Source organism: Rhodanobacter sp. K2T2 (genome assembly GCF_013408815.1).
In the GTDB taxonomy this organism is placed as follows: Bacteria; Pseudomonadota; Gammaproteobacteria; order Xanthomonadales; family Rhodanobacteraceae; genus Rhodanobacter.
Genome location: NZ_JACCCA010000016.1, coordinates 55,786 through 71,947, shown reverse-complemented (window position 1 = coordinate 71,947; position 16,162 = coordinate 55,786). Strand labels below are relative to the sequence as shown.

At 65.2% G+C, this 16,162-nt stretch carries 18 protein-coding genes and 1 other RNA gene; 13 read left to right on the top strand and 6 right to left on the bottom strand.

From position 1 onward, the window contains the following. Nucleotides 1-4 precede the first annotated feature (4 nt). The 6 genes from rdgB (at nucleotide 5) to HDE78_RS19415 (ending at nucleotide 6,271) form a co-directional block, all read left to right on the top strand. Nucleotides 5-592, top strand: a complete 588-nt coding sequence (gene rdgB / locus HDE78_RS19440; RefSeq protein WP_179482607.1) for an RdgB/HAM1 family non-canonical purine NTP pyrophosphatase — start codon at nucleotides 5-7, stop codon at nucleotides 590-592. Nucleotides 593-610: 18 nt separating this feature from the next. Next, the gene (gene hemW, locus HDE78_RS19435; RefSeq protein ID WP_179482605.1) at nucleotides 611-1,780 is read left to right on the top strand and encodes a radical SAM family heme chaperone HemW; all 1,170 of its coding nucleotides are present in this window, start codon (nucleotides 611-613) and stop codon (nucleotides 1,778-1,780) included. Between the two features lie 100 nt (nucleotides 1,781-1,880). After that, complete coding sequence (locus HDE78_RS19430; protein WP_179482603.1) at nucleotides 1,881-4,139, top strand: DUF1631 family protein; 2,259 nt, start codon at nucleotides 1,881-1,883, stop codon at nucleotides 4,137-4,139. Then, nucleotides 4,136-4,495 (top strand): PilZ domain-containing protein, encoded by a 360-nt coding sequence (locus HDE78_RS19425; RefSeq protein WP_179482601.1) that lies wholly within the window; start codon nucleotides 4,136-4,138, stop codon nucleotides 4,493-4,495. Before HDE78_RS19430 ends, HDE78_RS19425 begins: the two co-directional genes overlap by 4 nt. 130 nt (nucleotides 4,496-4,625) lie before the next feature. Beyond that, a complete protein-coding gene (gene pepQ, locus HDE78_RS19420) occupies nucleotides 4,626-5,948 on the top strand; it encodes a Xaa-Pro dipeptidase (protein WP_179482600.1) in 1,323 nt (440 codons plus the stop codon). A gap of 26 nt (nucleotides 5,949-5,974) precedes the next feature. Next, on the top strand, nucleotides 5,975-6,271 hold the full coding sequence (locus HDE78_RS19415; protein WP_179482598.1) for a hypothetical protein: 297 nt from the start codon (nucleotides 5,975-5,977) through the stop codon (nucleotides 6,269-6,271). 88 nt (nucleotides 6,272-6,359) lie between these two features. On the opposite strand, the gene HDE78_RS19410 is transcribed toward HDE78_RS19415, so the two are convergent. Then, complete coding sequence (locus tag HDE78_RS19410; RefSeq protein WP_255457919.1) at nucleotides 6,360-7,670, bottom strand: aminopeptidase P N-terminal domain-containing protein; 1,311 nt, start codon at nucleotides 7,668-7,670, stop codon at nucleotides 6,360-6,362. Nucleotides 7,671-7,741: 71 nt separating this feature from the next. After that, complete coding sequence (locus HDE78_RS19405) at nucleotides 7,742-8,305, bottom strand: UPF0149 family protein (protein WP_179482594.1); 564 nt, start codon at nucleotides 8,303-8,305, stop codon at nucleotides 7,742-7,744. A 120-nt stretch (nucleotides 8,306-8,425) separates the two neighbouring features. Between HDE78_RS19405 and HDE78_RS19400 the strand changes: the two genes are divergently transcribed. From HDE78_RS19400 to HDE78_RS19370, 7 genes are all read left to right on the top strand, one after another. Beyond that, on the top strand, nucleotides 8,426-8,665 hold the full coding sequence (locus tag HDE78_RS19400; RefSeq protein ID WP_179482592.1) for a TIGR02449 family protein: 240 nt from the start codon (nucleotides 8,426-8,428) through the stop codon (nucleotides 8,663-8,665). 52 nt (nucleotides 8,666-8,717) lie between these two features. Then, nucleotides 8,718-9,023 carry a cell division protein ZapA gene (locus HDE78_RS19395; protein ID WP_179482590.1) on the top strand — a complete coding sequence of 102 codons (306 nt, stop codon included), beginning with the start codon at nucleotides 8,718-8,720 and terminating at the stop codon, nucleotides 9,021-9,023. Nucleotides 9,024-9,169: 146 nt separating this feature from the next. Beyond that, a non-coding RNA gene (gene ssrS / locus HDE78_RS19390) (6S RNA) lies at nucleotides 9,170-9,356 on the top strand. A gap of 108 nt (nucleotides 9,357-9,464) precedes the next feature. Continuing rightward, the gene (locus tag HDE78_RS19385; protein WP_179482588.1) at nucleotides 9,465-10,082 is read left to right on the top strand and encodes a 5-formyltetrahydrofolate cyclo-ligase; all 618 of its coding nucleotides are present in this window, start codon (nucleotides 9,465-9,467) and stop codon (nucleotides 10,080-10,082) included. Then, nucleotides 10,079-10,543 carry an EVE domain-containing protein gene (locus HDE78_RS19380; protein WP_179482586.1) on the top strand — a complete coding sequence of 155 codons (465 nt, stop codon included), beginning with the start codon at nucleotides 10,079-10,081 and terminating at the stop codon, nucleotides 10,541-10,543. Before HDE78_RS19385 ends, HDE78_RS19380 begins: the two co-directional genes overlap by 4 nt. Before the next feature lie 90 nt (nucleotides 10,544-10,633). Continuing rightward, the gene (gene rpiA / locus HDE78_RS19375; RefSeq protein WP_179482584.1) at nucleotides 10,634-11,281 is read left to right on the top strand and encodes a ribose-5-phosphate isomerase RpiA; all 648 of its coding nucleotides are present in this window, start codon (nucleotides 10,634-10,636) and stop codon (nucleotides 11,279-11,281) included. A gap of 82 nt (nucleotides 11,282-11,363) precedes the next feature. Beyond that, the gene (locus HDE78_RS19370; RefSeq protein ID WP_179482582.1) at nucleotides 11,364-11,744 is read left to right on the top strand and encodes an MAPEG family protein; all 381 of its coding nucleotides are present in this window, start codon (nucleotides 11,364-11,366) and stop codon (nucleotides 11,742-11,744) included. Between the two features lie 12 nt (nucleotides 11,745-11,756). On the opposite strand, the gene HDE78_RS19365 is transcribed toward HDE78_RS19370, so the two are convergent. Genes HDE78_RS19365 through HDE78_RS19350 form a run of 4 tightly spaced genes read right to left on the bottom strand, consistent with a single transcriptional unit; the run spans nucleotide 11,757 to nucleotide 15,871 of the window. After that, nucleotides 11,757-12,887: a zinc-dependent alcohol dehydrogenase family protein gene (locus tag HDE78_RS19365; RefSeq protein WP_179482580.1), complete on the bottom strand. Its 1,131-nt coding sequence runs from the start codon at nucleotides 12,885-12,887 to the stop codon at nucleotides 11,757-11,759. Further along, nucleotides 12,884-13,309 carry a thioesterase family protein gene (locus HDE78_RS19360; protein ID WP_179482578.1) on the bottom strand — a complete coding sequence of 142 codons (426 nt, stop codon included), beginning with the start codon at nucleotides 13,307-13,309 and terminating at the stop codon, nucleotides 12,884-12,886. The genes HDE78_RS19365 and HDE78_RS19360 overlap by 4 nt, the downstream gene beginning before the upstream one ends. A 47-nt stretch (nucleotides 13,310-13,356) precedes the next feature. Beyond that, entirely contained in the window at nucleotides 13,357-15,015 is a 1,659-nt protein-coding gene (locus HDE78_RS19355; RefSeq protein WP_179482576.1) for a long-chain-fatty-acid--CoA ligase, read from the bottom strand. A 40-nt stretch (nucleotides 15,016-15,055) separates the two neighbouring features. Further along, on the bottom strand, nucleotides 15,056-15,871 hold the full coding sequence (locus HDE78_RS19350) for an IclR family transcriptional regulator (protein ID WP_179482574.1): 816 nt from the start codon (nucleotides 15,869-15,871) through the stop codon (nucleotides 15,056-15,058). Nucleotides 15,872-16,162: the final 291 nt, after the last annotated feature.

The following is a 16,162-nucleotide window of genomic DNA, read 5'->3' as shown; positions in this document are numbered from 1 at the left end:
CGTTATGCAGCGCATCGTTCTGGCCAGCAGCAATCCCGGCAAGGTCGCGGAGTTCAACCTGCTGCTGGCCGATAGCGGCTTTGAAGTGGTGACGCAGGCCAGTCTCGGCGTGGAGGATGCCGAGGAGACCGGCCTCAGCTTTGTCGAAAACGCGCTGCTGAAGGCACGCCATGCCGCCCGCGCCACCGGCCTGCCCGCGCTGGCGGATGACTCCGGCCTGTGCGTCGACCATCTGCGCGGCGCGCCGGGCCTTTACTCCGCTCGTTATGCCGGCAAGCACGGCGATAACGCGGCCAACAACGCCAAGCTGCTGCGCGAGCTGGACGGCGTGCCGCCGGAACAGCGCGGCGCCTTCTTCATCTGCGTGCTCGCGCTGATCCGGCACGCGGACGACCCCGCGCCGCTGATCGCCGAAGGTCGCTGGCATGGCCATGTGCTCGGCGAAACGCGCGGCGTCCAAGGTTTCGGCTACGACCCACTGTTTGTCGCAGACGGCCAGAGCGCCAGTGCGGCCGAGCTCGATCCGTCCCTGAAGTCGCGCATCAGCCATCGCGGCCAGGCGCTGTCCAGGCTCCGCGCGCAGCTTGGCTGATCCGATGACGGTGAACCCATGTCGAGGCTGATCGCACCGCCGCTGTCGCTCTACGTGCACATGCCCTGGTGTGTGAAAAAATGCCCGTACTGCGATTTCAACTCGCACGGGCTGCGCAGCGAGCCGCCGCCGTACGAGGCCTATATCGATCATCTGCTGGCCGATCTCGACGCCGACCGGCGCGACTTCGGCGCGGTGCTGGAACAGCGCCCGATCGTCAGCGTGTTCTTCGGCGGCGGCACGCCAAGCCTGTTTGCACCGGCGCTGATCGAGCGGTTTCTGGACGGCGCGCGTGCACGCCTGCCGTTCGACGCCGAGGTCGAAGTCACGCTGGAAACCAATCCCGGCACGGTCGAACACGGCCGTTTCGACGGCTATCTGGCGGCCGGCGTCAACCGCATCTCGTTTGGCATCCAGAGCTTCGACGACGACAAGCTGAAGCGACTGGGTCGCATCCACTCCGCGACCGAGGCCGAAGCCGCGGTGAAATCGGCGCAGGATGCCGGCTACCGCAACATCAATCTTGACCTCATGTACGCCCTGCCCCAGCAGCAGCTCGACGGTGCGCTGGCCGATGTCGCCCGCGCGGTGGCGCTGCAGCCCACGCATATCTCGCACTACCAGCTCACGCTCGAACCCAATACAGCCTTCGCTGCCAACCCGCCGCCGCTGCCCGACGACGACCACGCCTGGGCGATGCAGGAAGCCTGCGAGCAAGCGCTGGCTGCGGGCGGCTACGGTCAGTACGAAATTTCGGCGTATGCCCAGGCCGGCCGGCGCTGCGCGCACAACCTCAATTATTGGCGCTTCGGCGACTACCTCGGCATCGGTGCCGGCGCGCACGGCAAGATCAGCGACACCGCCAGCGGCGCGGTTCACCGTCGCTGGAAGTCGCGCCTGCCCAAGGCCTATATGGACGCCGGCGACAGCGCGAAGCGCATCGGCGGCGACAGCGTGGTCGACGACGCCGAGCTGCCGTTCGAGTACATGCTCAATGCGCTGCGGCTGGTCGACGGCGTGCCCGCGACCGATTTCGCCTCGCGTACCGGCTTGCCCGTGGAGACGATTCAACCCGCGCTGGCCGCCGCCCGCCAGCGCGGCTGGCTGACCGACGATCCGGAAAAACTCCAGACCACCGCACTCGGCCAGCGCTTTCTGAACGACGTCATCGCCAGTTTTCTGGATTGACGCTTCCACCTCGATTTTGCCCGCGCCTACACCATTATCGAGTAGCGCGTCCGTGACAAGCGGCATAAACTCAACCGATTGGGGACAGGGCGAGTGCATCATGGATGTCGAGCAGAATCGACGTCGTCGTTTCGAGGCGTATCAATCATTCCGTCTGAAAGATGGAGTCTGGCCTGCGCGCGCGCAGCGACTGCTCGATTCTTCTTACGCGCTCTGCGTGGAAGGCCTGCAGGAACCGCTGCATCATTGCCTGGGTGATTTCGAGCAGAAGCTGTTCAAGCAGGCCGAAAGCGCCAAGCTACCCAAGCAGCAACAGGATTTTCTGATCAGCCGCCTGCGCGTGATGCACGACCGCGTGGCGTTCGAAGAGCGGTTTTTGCATGAGCTGGCCGGGGCCTTCAACGAGATCGACAAGGCCTCGCTCAAACCCGACTTACCGGTCAGCCCGCGATCGCGGCTGTCACTGCAGCTGCTCGATCAGACCGAGCAAGAAATGGTGATGTCGATCGAGCGGCTCGGCGCGCGCGGCGAAATGCGCCACAACAGCGTGCTTTACGAGTTGGGCTACCGGCTGGCGGTGCTGATCGGCGCGCCGCCGCTGGACGGTCGTTCGCTGCCCATCGGCCCCTACGCACTGACGCGCGCCATCCACACCGCCAGCCTCGTGCTCGAACTGCCGCTGGAGCATCACCTGCTGCTGATGCAGAGCGTCGAGGAGCAGCTGATTCAGGCACTGGCGCCGATCTACGACGCCGTCAACGCAAGGCTGCTGGAGGACGGCATTCTGCCCGAGCTGCGCAGCATTCCGGTGCCACGCCAGGTCAACACACGACCCGGCGCCGTGGCGCCCGAACCCGCCGCCGCGCCAACGGAGAAAGTCCGTCAGGCCAGCGCTTCGGGTGCGGCACCCAGCGACTCCATCGAGGTGCTCGAATCGCTGCGCGAACTGCTGACCCAGCGTCGCACAACCGGCAGCGCATCGCCCGATCAGCCCGCCGGTCGCGCCGCCAGCGCGGATGAATTGCAGGTCGCGCTCGGCGCGCTGCAGCAACACCTGGTCAAGGTCACCGATCAGGCCAGCCGCGAATTGCGCAGCGCGCAGCGGCTACGCGAAGAGCTGCTGACCCAGCTCAACCTCGGCAAGCCCGCCGGCGCAACGCAGACACAGCTCAGCGTTGAGCAGGGCGACACGGTGGATCTGGTTGCGATGCTGTTCGAGCAGCTCGGCCAGCAGCTGCACGGCAACGGCGAGAACGCGCACGCCCTGCTCGGCAACATGCAGCTGCCGGTCACACGCATCGCGGTGGCGGAACCGGAGTTTCTGGAAAAACGCGACCATCCTGCGCGCAAGCTGCTCGATACCGTCACCGCTGCCGCGCACGACTGGCTCGACGGCAGCGACGACGAAAGCGGCCGTCCGCTGGCGGCCAAGCTCGACCAGCTGGTCGCGCGCGCCAATCAGGAGCCGCCGACCGCAGGCCTCTACACCAGCCTGCTGGCCGATATCGAACATCATCTATCGCTGCTGACGCGCAAGGCGCAGACCGCCGAGAGTCGCCATCTGGAAGCGGCCAAGGGCCGCGAGCGGCTCGATCAGGCGCGCCAGCGGGCCAGCGAGTACATGGCCGAGCGTTTTGCACAGGCGCCGCCGCGCGGTCTGCTGCGTGCACTGCTCGATCGCGCGTGGTCCGACGTGCTGGCGCTGACCCTGCTGCGCCACGGCGAACACAGCGGCGCGTTCGAGGCACAGCTGGCGATCACCGACCAGCTGCTGGGCCGCCTGCCGATACGCGATGTCGAACAGCTGCAGGTCGACGTGGAAGTAGGCCTGCAGCAGATCGGCATGCACGCCGAAGAAGCCGTGCAGGTCGCGCAACGGCTGCTGGGGCTGGACGATCCGGATGCCAATATCGACTTGCCCAGCACCACCGATCTGGCGCTGCGGCTAAAGCAGCACCAGCGGCTGGGCGAAAGCGCCAACCAGGAATCAGCGGCTCCGGAGATCGCGCAGGAGGCCACGATCGATCCGCGCGAGCTCGCCATGCAGCAGCATCTGCGCGACCTGCCCTTTGGCAGCTGGTTCGAATTTATCGATCCCGTCAGCCGGCGCATGGTGCGACGCAAACTGGTCTGGCATTCGCCGATATCCGGCCGCTGTCTGCTGGTGACGCAGCGCGGCCAGCGCGGCGAGGAAATGAATATTGCGCAGCTCGCACACGAAATCGTGGCCGGCCGCGTCAGCCAGGTACCGGCGCAGCGCGAAGGGCTGCTCGACCGCGCCTGGCGCAGCCTCACCGGCAGCCTGCGCCAGTCCACCATCTTGGGACAAACGCAACGACAGGAGTCAGACCGTCCATGAATATCCGCGAAGTCTACGGCGAAAAGCGCCGCATCGAACGCAAGCGAGTGACCTTTCCCGCGCAGGTCACCGACGCCATCAGCGGCCGCATGATGGGCTACGTCGGCAATCTGTCCAGCAACGGCATGCTGCTGATCAGCACGCAGGCGCCGCGCAGCGAAGCACTGTTCCAGGTGAAGCTGCCGCTGCCCGAACCGGGCCAGGACCCAAGCTCCGCTGCGCTGATCGAGGTGGGCATCCAGGAGCAGTGGCACGATCACGCGGCTAGTCCAGGCCAGGTGTGGGCCGGCTACCGGATCGTGGCGATCAGCGATACCGACGCCGAGCGGCTCCACGGCTGGCTCGACCGGAACTGATCGCCTGGCGGACTGAGCGGCCGACGGCGCTTCCGCCGCGCGCCGTCACGCGCGTGGTTGTCTGGTCTTATCATGAGCAATCAGGCCGTGCGTGACGCTCACGCCTCGGCGCTCATCTGCAGGAAAATCCATGCCCGCCGCCAGCCTCGCCTCGCTTTATCCCGATCATCTCAGCACCCTGCGCGAGCGCGCCGACAAGGCGCTGGCGCTGGCCGGCTTCGATCATCTGCTGATCGCCGCGGGCATGCCGCTGCGCAAGTTTCTCGACGATCAGGACCAGCCCTTCATCGTCAGCCCGCACTTCAAACACTGGCTGCCGCTGACCGATGCACCGGGCAGCTGGATCGTTTACACGCCTGGCAGCAAGCCCAAGCTGATCTTTCTGCAGCCGCGCGATTACTGGCACGTGGTGCCGGGTGAGCCCGGCGGTTACTGGGTCGATGCGTTCGATATAAGCATTGTGCGCACCGCGGCCGAGGCCGTGGCGCAGTTGCCTGACGGGAACCGCGCGGTGATTGCCGCGGGTTATGCGGCGATGGACGGCGTCGAGGCGAACAATCCGCCGGCCGTACTCGACTACCTGCACTGGTATCGCAGCCACAAGACACCGTACGAACTGGAGCTGATGCGCGAGGCCAACCGCATCGGCACCCGCGCGCACCGCGCCGCCGAGCAGGCGTTTCGAGCGGGTGAAAGCGAGTTCGGTATCCATATGGCGTATCTCGTCGCCGCCGGCCAAAGCGACGCGGAACTGCCGTATGCCAGCATCGTCGGGCTCAACGAACACGGCGCCGTGCTGCATTACACGCATTTCGATCGCACGGCGCCGGCGCAGAGCCGCTCGTTCCTGATCGACGCTGGCGCCAGCGCCGCCGGCTATGCCAGCGACATTACGCGCACCTACGCCGCGGCTGGCGCCGCCGAATTTCAGGCCCTGATCGACAGCGTCGACCAGGCACAACAGGGCTTTGCAGGCAAAGTGCGCGCGGGCCAGAGCTATCCCGAGCTGCATATCCATGCGCATCACGTGCTGGCCGAGGTGTTGCGCGAACACGGCTTTATCCGCATGAGCGCAGAGAGCGCCGTAGCCTCGGGCGTCACAAGCACCTTCATGCCGCATGGGCTCGGTCATCCGATCGGCCTGCAAGTGCACGATGTCGCCGGTTTTCAGCAGAGCGAACGTGGCGGCACGATCAGCCGTCCAGACGGCCATCCGTATCTGCGCATGACGCGCATGCTGGAGCCGGGCATGGTGGTGACGATCGAGCCGGGCCTGTACTTCATCGACATGCTGCTGGAAGAACTTCGCGGCCAGCCGGTCGCCAGCGATATCGACTGGAACAAGGTCGATGCCTTCCGAAAGTTCGGCGGCATTCGCATCGAGGACGACGTCGTATGCACCGACGACGCACCGGAGAACCTGACGCGCGATGCATTCGCGCTGTTGAGCTGAGATCTTCGTACGCGGGCATCCACGCGATGACCGTTGAACGTACGCTGAAAAACACCTTCACGGAGCACCATCGCATCGACTCTTCGCCATCCAGCTATCGTCATTACCGCCATGTGCACGCCAGGCGCCCGCTGGGTCGCGTAGTCGTCGAGGTGGCTGTTGTGGCGTTGGCCAAGATCGCCTTGCTGGTGCTGATCGGCTGGCTGCTGTTTGCGCCCCATGCCAATGCGCCCGTTGCTGTGGAGGCGACGCCGCACCGGCTCGCACCAGCGCTGCTGGCGCCCACTACCGTCCGGCCGCAAGCGCCAATATCAACGAAGTAGCGTGGCCGGCATTAGCGCTTTCACCTTCATCGAGTAGCGCTTGAAACTTCGGCGTTTTCTGGACAAACAGCCAGCTGCAGAGCCGCACTCAACGATCCGCCAGCAGAGCCTCGATCGCCTCAGCCTCTTTCGGCATGCGCTCGGTCAGCACTTCGTGGCCATCGCGCGTGACCGCCACATCGTCCTCGATACGGATGCCGATGCCGCGCCAGCGCTCGGCCACCGAGCGATCGTCCGGCGGAATGTAAAGGCCGGGTTCGACGGTCAGCACCATGTCGGGCTCCAGCACGCGCGACTCGCCGCCGACCCGATAGTCGCCGACGTCGTGCACGTCCATGCCCAGCCAGTGGCCAGTCTTGGCCGGAAAGAAGCGCTTGTAGCTTTCGTCGGCAATCGCCGCGTCCGCGCTGCCCTTGAGCAGACCCAGTTCGCACAGGCCTTCGGCAAGCACCCGAACCGCCGCGGCGTGCGGCGCGTTGAACGGATGGCCGGGCCGCACTTCGTCGATCGCGGCCAGCTGCGCGGCAAGCACCACTTCGTACAGGGCGCGCTGCTCACGGCTGTAACGACCGCCGACCGGAAACGTGCGGCTGATATCCGACGCGTAGCAATCGAGTTCGGCGCCCGCATCGATCAACAGCAAGTCGCCCTCGCGCAGCGCCGCGCGATTGCTCTGGTAGTGCATCACGCAGGCGTTGGCGCCGCCGGCGACCGTCGGCGCGAACGCCGACACCGCGCCGCGGCTGCGCATGACGCTGAGCAGTTCGGCCTCCACTTCGTATTCGCGCCGGCCGGGCACGGCCACCTGCAGCGCGGCCAGATGCGCATCCACCGCGATCGAGGCCGACGCGCGCATCAGCCTCAGCTCGGCGCGCGATTTGTACAGCCGAAGATCGTGCAGCAGATGACCGAGCGCCACGAACTCCTTCGGCACCACGCCGCCGCCGCGCAGCTGGCGCAGCCGGCGCATCCAGCCGAGCAGGCGCGCATCGAATTCGGGCTCGCTGCCGAAATGGCAGTAGACCCTCGCGCGCCCCTCGATCATGCCGGGCAGGATGTCGTCGATGTCCTCGATCGGAAACGCGTCGTCCATGCCGAATTCGGCGACCGCGCGGTCCGTGCCGATCGACTCGCCGTGCCAGCGCTCGTGCACCGCGTCGCGCTCGCGGCAGAACAGCACCGCCTCGCCGTGCTGGCGACCGGGCAGCAGTGCCAGCACCGCCTCCGGCTCGGGAAAGCCGGCCAGGTAGTGAAAATCCGAATCCTGCCGGTATGGCCACGCCGCATCCGCATTGCGCATACGCTCGGGCGCGGCGGCGACCAGCATTACCGCATCGTCGCCGGCCATCTGCATCAGCTGGCGACGGCGGCTGGCGAACTCTTCCGGCGTGATCGCCAGCGACGCCAGACTGACGCCGCCGGCACCGAAACCGGCCGATCCGATGGCGGAAAGTTTGGGTGCCGCTCGCTTCAATGCAGGGTGCCGCTGGCCGATTTGCCGTGCGCCGTGCATTCGGTGTGCAGCAACATCGCGCCGATGCGCACGAACTCCTGTACTTCGATCAGCGCATCCTCGTCTTCGTCTTCATTGCCGAAGTCGAACGACGATGCCGCGATGGTGCCGAGGTCGCGCAGCACCTCCTGCGCTTCCTCCGACAGCTGCGCGTGTGCGCCGGTGCCGGCCAGGCCGAAGCCGCCGAGAAAGCCGCGACACCAATCGACCATCGCTTCGGCGCGCTCGGTGAGCGGACGATCGTCCGCCGGCAGCAGCGGCTCGAAGCCGAGCTCGGGATCGGCCAGTTCGGTTTCGCACTGCCTGGCCAGCTTATCCAGCAGCGCCTGATCGTCGGTCGAGGGATGCGTGGCCTCGCCATCGAGCTGTAGCGCCGACAGCAGCGCCACTTTGCCCAGCAGACCACCGCCGGCCAGATAGCCGCACAGCGAACCGTGCAGTTCGCTGGCCTCGGTGCCCAGACGAAGGCTGATGGCCAGCGTATCGAGTTCGTCGTAACCCACCGGCTCGTTGTCCGCCATGGCCGTGCTCCGTCAAAGAATGACGACCAGTTTAATGCAGGCGACGTTGCCCGACGGATTCCTTCGCAACCGGACAATGGCACGCCAAATCCCGACGGGCCTCCTGCTATAGTTTCGACCATGAGCACACCCGACCCTGTCCGTTCCGATCCTGTCCGCGAGGAGCTGGCCGCGCTGAGCCAGCAGCTTGATCGGCTGCTGGAAACGGTGCGTCGGCTGAACGAGGAAAACCGCAGCCTGCGACATAGCCAGGAGCAACTGTCCGGCGAGCGCGCAGGGTTGCTGGCGCGCAACGAACAGGCGCGCGGGCGGGTCGAAGCGATGATCCAGCGGCTGAAATCGCTGGAAAGCAACGGTTGAGCGCGTGCGGTCGGGCATGCGGCGTTTGGCGCACGGGGAATAAGGACAGCATATGAGCACTGAACCGGTCGCCCTGCGGCTGATCGATCGCGAGTTTCTGATTGCCTGCGAACCGGAAGAGCGCGAGGGCCTGATCGAGGCGGCCAGCTTTCTCGATCGCAAGATGCGCGAGCTGCGCGCCAATGCCAAGGCGCCCAGCTTCGAACGGCTGGCGGTCCTCACCGCCATCAGCGTAGCGCACGAGTTCCTGCTGCTGCGCAAGCAGCACGATGGCCAGGAGCAGCGGCTCAGCCACGGCCTCGCGGCGCTTCGCAGCAAGCTGGATGCCGCGCTGGAAATGGACGGACTGAAGCGCTGATTGCGCCTACGTGAAAGCGGTGTCGCCCGACGGCTCACGCCGCCGCGACAATCGGTTCGAGTGCCGTGCTGCCGCGCGAATTCATGAACCCGGCCAGTCCGACGCCGGTGGCACATTCGGCAGCAAGAGCATAAAATCAAACCCGGCGTTTTCTGCGATGTGCGCCAGCACACTCTTACATTTGCCTTGTTCCTAATTACGGCCCCGGGTCGGCTTCACATCGGTTGTTGCGCATGTCCGCTTCGTGCGGAAAGCCTGTAGACCATGTAGCCCTCCCACCTGATCCATTTTGGATCAAGGTCGTTTGGTGGGCAGCGGCATCGCGGTTAACGCCACCTCTTTCCGGCTGTCGCCTGCTCACGATGTCATGGTAAAGCGCCGACAACTAGCAACACGCAGCGACGCCAACCAAGCGCGCTTTCGATGGGAGACGCGCGACACGTGGACGCCACCGCCCAACGCCGCGAGCTTCGCCAGAGTCTGGCCGAACGCCGACGCGCGCTCGCCCCCGCCGAACGTATCGCCGCCGCGCAGGGCCTGCGCCGCAGCCTCGAGCAGCTGCCCGAATACCTGACCGACGCGCGCGTCGCCGGCTACTGGGCCACCCAGGGCGAGCTGCCGCTGAACCTGGTAATTCCACCGTTGGCCCAGCGCGGCCAGCAGTTTCTGTTGCCCATTGTCGGCAAGGGACAGAAGCTGAAGTTTGCGCCGTATCAGTCCGGCGACGACGTGCAGCCCAACCGCTATGGCATTCCGGAGCCGGTCCATCCGCGCGAACTGTTCGAACCTTTTCAGATCGACCTGGTACTGGTGCCGCTGCTCGGCTTCGATCGTCGCGGCCAGCGGCTCGGCTACGGCGGCGGCTATTACGATCGCAGCTTCGCCTTTCTCAACGAGCAGGTGCGCCCGACCGAGCCGCTGCTGGTCGGTATCGCCTACGCTTTCCAGGAACTGCCGCAACTCGAGGAAGCCGACTGGGACGTGCCGCTGGATTTCATTGCCACCGAGCGCGAGCTGATCGACTGCCACGCCGCCGACGACAACGGAAAGAACGCATGACCGCGAAACCCAAACACTGGCTGATGAAGTCCGAGCCCGACACGTTCTCCATCGACGATCTGAAGCGCAAAGGCCAGGAGCCGTGGGACGGCGTGCGCAATTATCAGGCGCGCAACTTCATGCGCGACGGCATGCGCCCCGGCGACAAGGTGTTTTTCTACCACTCCAACTGCGCCGTACCGGGCATCGTCGGCCTCGCCGAGGTGGCGACAGATGCCTATCCCGACCCCAGCCAGTTCAATCCCAAAAGCGATTATTTCGACCCTGCCAGCAAGCCGGAAGAGCCGCGCTGGATGCTGGTCGAGATAAAGTTCGTCAAAAAGCTCAGCCGCACCATCAGCCTGGACGAACTCAAAGGCGTCGAAGCGCTGTCCGACATGACACTCGTGCGCAAGGGCAACCGGCTGTCGGTGATGCCGGTCAGCGCAGCCGAGTGGCGTACGATTCTCGCCCTGGAATAAGTTGTAAACCGATCCGACAAACCTCCGCCCGGCGCTAGCGTTTGGACGGCCAAACCCATCCGACCGAATGAATCCGCAGGGAATCGACGCATGAGCACCAGCAACGCCAACGAAAAACGCCAGGCCGGCGAAGCCGCCATCCGCTTTGTCGAGGACGGCGCGATCGTCGGCGTCGGCACCGGCTCCACCGTGGCGTTTTTCATCGACGCGCTGGCTGACCTGAAGGATCGCATCCAGGGTGCGGTATCGAGTTCGGAGCAGTCCACCGCGCATTTGAAGAAAGTCGGCATCCCGGTACTCGACCTAAACAGCGCCGGCCCGCTGCATATCTACATCGACGGCGCGGACGAGTGCGACACGCACCGGCGCCTGATCAAGGGCGGCGGCGCGGCGCTGACGCGGGAGAAAATCGTCGCCGCAGCATCGAAGAAATTCGTCTGCATCATCGACTCCAGCAAACAGGTCGAGCTGCTCGGCAAGTTTCCGGTACCGATCGAAGTGATTCCGATGGCGCGCAGCCTGATCGGCCGCGAGATCGTCAAGCGCGGCGGCCAGCCGGTATGGCGCGACGGCGTAACCACCGACAACGGCAACTGGATCATCGACGTGCACGGCTGGCAGCTCACCGATCCCGGCGCCATGGAAAGCGACCTGAACCAACTCGCCGGCATCGTCACCGTCGGCCTGTTCGCGCACCGTCCGGCCGACGTGGTGCTGGTCGGCGATCGGGAAATCTGAAACGCTCGATGGCATGATCCGGGACTGACCGCAACGGATCGATCGCCGCCTGCGTTGATTAAACACAAGGGGAAGTAGCGTCATGACGATAGGGCTTTGGTGCTTACTGGTCGGCTTGCTGATGCCGTTTCTGTGGACCTGCGTGGCCAAGTCGCTGGGCCGTTACGACCTGCGCGCCAACCAGCATCCGCGCGACTTTCTGGCGAAGCTCAGTGGACCGGCGAGTCGCGCCAATGCGGCGCAGCTCAACAGCTTCGAGGCCTTTCCCGCGTTCGCCGCCGCCGTACTGGTCGCCCAGTACGCGCATGCCTCGCAGCATGCCATCGACATGCTTTCCATCGCCTGGGTCGCGCTGCGGCTGATCTACGGCGTGCTTTATATCGCCAATCTGGCGGCGCTGCGCAGCCTGGTCTGGTTCGGCGCCATGGGCTGCGTAGTCGGGCTGTTTATCGCTGCCGCCTGAGCGATACGCCACTCAGTCAAACAGCACCACCTGGCGTATCGCTTCACCGCGCTTGAGCCGGTCAAACCCGACGTTGATGTCGTCGAGCTTCAGCCGATGCGACAGCAGCCGATCGACCGGCAGTCGGCCGTGGCGATACAGCGCGACATAGCGCGGGATGTCGCGACTGGGCACGGCCGAGCCCATGTAGGAACCTTTGATGGTGCGCTCTTCGGCGGTGAGGCTCACCGCGGGAATGCTCAACATCTGCTGCGGCCCCGGCAAGCCGACCGTGACGGTACTGCCCCCACGCCGGGTCGCCGCGTAGGCCTGTGCCAGCACCTTTTCGTTGCCGACCGATTCGATCACGTGCATGGCGCCGCCGCGCGTGTGCTCGCGAATGGCCGCCACCGCATCTTCGCGGCTTGCGTCGATGGTTAGATCCGCACCCAGCTCGCGCGCCAGCGCCAGCTTTTCGGGCACGGTGTCCACTGCCATCAGCGGGTACGCGGACGCCGCCCGCGCGCCGAGCAAGGCCGCGAGACCGACGCCGCCGAGGCCAAAGATCGCCACGCTTTCACCGGGCGCCACGCGCGCGGTGTTGATCACCGCTCCCACGCCGGTCATCACCGCACAGCCGAACAGGGCGGCGATTTCAGGCGGCAGATCGCGGTCGATACGCACGGCCGAATGCGCCGACGTGACGGTGTACTCGGCAAAGCCCGATACGCCCAGATGGTGCTGCAGCGGCGCATCGTCCGCGTCGTGCCAGCGCATGCCGCCGCCGAGCAGGCGGCCTCCCGCATTCGCCTGCGCGCCGGGTTCGCACAGCGCCGGCCGACCGGCCGCACAGGGCTCGCAGTGGCCGCACATCGGCACGAACGAAAACACCACGCGGTCACCCACTGCAAAACCGTCGACACCCGCACCCAGCTCGACGATCTCGCCGGTCGCCTCGTGTCCCAGCACCATCGGCATCGGCCGCGGGCGCGAGCCGTCGATGACCGATAGATCGGAGTGGCACAGTCCGGCCGCCAGCACCCGCACCCGCAGCTCGCCAGCACCTGGCGGCGCCAGTTCGATAGTCTCGATGGCAAGCGGCTTCGATTGCGCGTAAGGCGCGGGCAAACCCATTTCGCGCAGCACCGCAGCGCGCACCTTCATGGCGTCGTCCTCAGCTTTTCGAGCGCGGCGCGCATCGGTGCCGGCAACGGCGTAGGACGCCGCTGGGCGCGATCGACGAACACGTGCACGAACCACCCTTCCGCCGCCGGCGTGTCGCTACCTGGACGGAACAGGCCGATGCCGTAGCGCACGCTGGAGTTGCCCAGATGCTCGACGCGCAGCCCGGCGTCGATGGTCTCCGGAAACGCCAGCTCGCCAAGAAACTTGCAATGCGATTCGGCGCACACGCCGATCACGCCGCCCGCGTGGATATCCAGCCCGCCTTCGAGAATCAGATACGTGTTGATAACCGTGTCGAAATAACTGTAGTACTCGACGTTATTGACGTGGCCGTAGATATCGTTGTCCTTCCAGCGCGTGGGCAGCGGAAGAAAATGGCGGTAATTATCGCGTTGGCTCATCGGACGTCCAGACGGCTATTCGAAAACATCAGTGTATTGGCAACGCATCAATGGGCAGCTGCGTGCGCACGAGCGTTTTCCTGCTCCTGCAGCGCACGCCACTGCACCTTGCCGGTGGCGGTCTTGGGCAGGCTGTCGACGAATTCGATCGCATGCGGCACCTTGTATGCGGCCATATGCTCGCGCGCCCAGGCGATGATGTGTTCGGCGTCGGCCTGCATACCGGAGCGCGGCACCACTAGCGCCTTGACGCTCTCGCCGCGATGCGCGTCGTGATAGCCGATCACGCAGGCTTCCTGCACCGCCGGATGGCCGTACAGCAGCGCCTCCACTTCGGCCGGCCAGACCTTGTAGCCCGACGCATTGATCATGCGCTTGACCCGATCGACCATGAAAAAGTAGCCCTGCTCGTCCTCATAGGCCAGATCGCCCGTCCGCAGGTAGCGCACGCCGTCTAGCTCGACAAACGCCGCGGCGGTGGCGGCGGGATTGTTCCAGTAGCAGGTCAGCACCTGCGGCCCGTTGACGATGACCTCTCCCGCGTCGCCCAGCGGCACGCGCTCCAGCGTCACCGGATCGACGATGATCGCGCGCGTGTTGCAGATCGGCAGGCCGAGACACTGCGCCTTCGGCGCCTGCGGCGGGTTGATATGCGTGGGCGCCATGGTTTCGGACATGCCGTAGCCTTCGATATACGGAATGCCCCACAGCGATTCGATCCGCTCGGCGACCGCCTTGGGCATGGCCGCGCCGCCGCCCGACAGCACCGACAGCGAGGCCAGCTCCTCGCCGCGCAGATCCGGCTGGTTGAGAAAATCCATCAGCATCGTCGGGATCGCCGTCCACGAGGTGACCTTGTAGCGCGCGATCAGCTGCGCGGCGCAGCGCTTGTCCCAGCGCGTCATGATCACCATCGTCCCGCCGAGCCAGATCGGCGAATTCATGCCGTTCTGCATACCGGTCACGTGGAACATCGGCAGACACGCCAGCGCGATGCCGTCCTTCGCCATGTGCACCCATTCGACCGCACAGACGGCGGTATGCATCACGCTGGCGTGCGTATGCGTGCATCCCTTCGGCTCGCCGGTAGTGCCCGAGGTGTAGGGAATCACGGCGTAGTCGCTCGCGCCCGCGCTGTGCGCGGAAGGCTTTAGTTGCGCTGCCAGCGCGTCGCTCCATGCCAGCGCGCCATCGATCGACGCGCGCGGCGCCGAAACGGCCTCGGGCACCGGCAGATCGGTTGGCGTAGTGAGGTAGTCGGAATACGTCGCCGCGATCGCATGCTGCACGATACCGCCGCTGATCAGCGGCGTGACGTTGCCGGCCAGCGCCTGGTCGAACACGATCACCGTCGACCCGCTGTCCTTGACGATGTGTTTCAGCTCGTCGTGCAGGTTCATCGGGTTGATCGGCACCACCACCGCGTCGGCGCGCAGAATCGCGTAGTACGCAATGACGAACTGCGGGCTGTTCTGCGCGTACAGCGCCACGCGATCGCCCTTGGCCACGCCACAACGCTGCTGCAGAAAACCCGCCAGCGCATCGACCTGCCGCTTGAGTTCGCGGTAGCTGATCACGCTGTCGTAGTAGATGATCGCCGGGCGCTCGGGATAGCGCGCGGCGGCGACCTCAAGGTTGAAATAGAGCGATGTCTGCGGCACGACGAGGTCGTGCGGCAAACCGGGTGGCCAGGAACTGAAATTCATAGCGGTGAATCTCCAGTACAGCAGCGGGTGGTGAGCGTGCTTAAAAGTGGCCTTCGGTCGCTTCGTAAACGGTATTGCGCAGCGCCAGCAGGCGCGGTCCGAAATCGTGGATGAGTTTTTCGCGCGTCATCGTGGACAGCCGGCCGCTGCAGTTGAACGCCAGCACGCGCGTGCGATCGGCCGATACCATCGGCACGCCGATGGCGAACACGTCGGGGTTCCAGTCGCCCAGCGAAAAGCAGAAGCCGAAGTTTTCGACATCGTGGCGTGCGCGCACCAGCCCGGCGCGAATGTTCGGCCAGGCCGCCGGATCGCATTCGCGCTCCAGCTCCAGCAGTTTTTTCTCGAAGACCTCCAACGGCCGCGCGGCCAGATCGGCACGGCCCAGCGCGGTCGTTCCGTGCGGCACGTGCGAGCCGGTTTCCAATTTCATTTCGAACGTGCGATCGCCCTGGCATACCTCGAGTACCAGCATGCGCAATCCGTCTGCCGCGCCCAGCATGACCGCCGACTGGGTGTAGTCGGCCAACTCGCGCAGCAGCGGACGCGCCACGCTTAGCACGTCGTTGCCCTTGACGAAGGCGTGGCCCAGCGCCAGCACGCCGGTGCCGAGCGCGTACTTCTCTTCGCGCGCCGAATAGCTGAGATAGCCCAGCGCCGAAAGGGTGAACGTGAGCCGCGACACCGTCGGCTTGGGCAGGCCGGTGCGCTGGGCGATGTCCCGATTGCCGAGATAACGCTCCCCGCGCTCGAAGCAGCGCAGGATCGCAAACGCCCGCGACACCGCGCTGACGAACTGGGGGTGGCTGGCATCGACCGAGCGAAAGGCGTCGATATTGCGTTTGGGATTGCCCATCCATGACTCCGCGAAAGCTCGACCCGGCAGCATCTGATCCATCGCCCACCACAGCGTTGACACTCAGAGACTGCAAAATTTACTTTCGTATGATGAAACTTAAACAGCCTGATCGAGCCGTAGCGTAGGCCGCGCCGGCTTGCCGGCGCAAGTCTTGGAAGGTGAAGAAAATTCCTGCTGCAGCGCGACAAATTAAGATTCCGTGACGCGCTTGCGTTCGCTTTCTAGCGCCGATAGCATCGGTCCGCGTAACCAAAATATTGTTTCATATAGCAGAACTTACAGCACCGT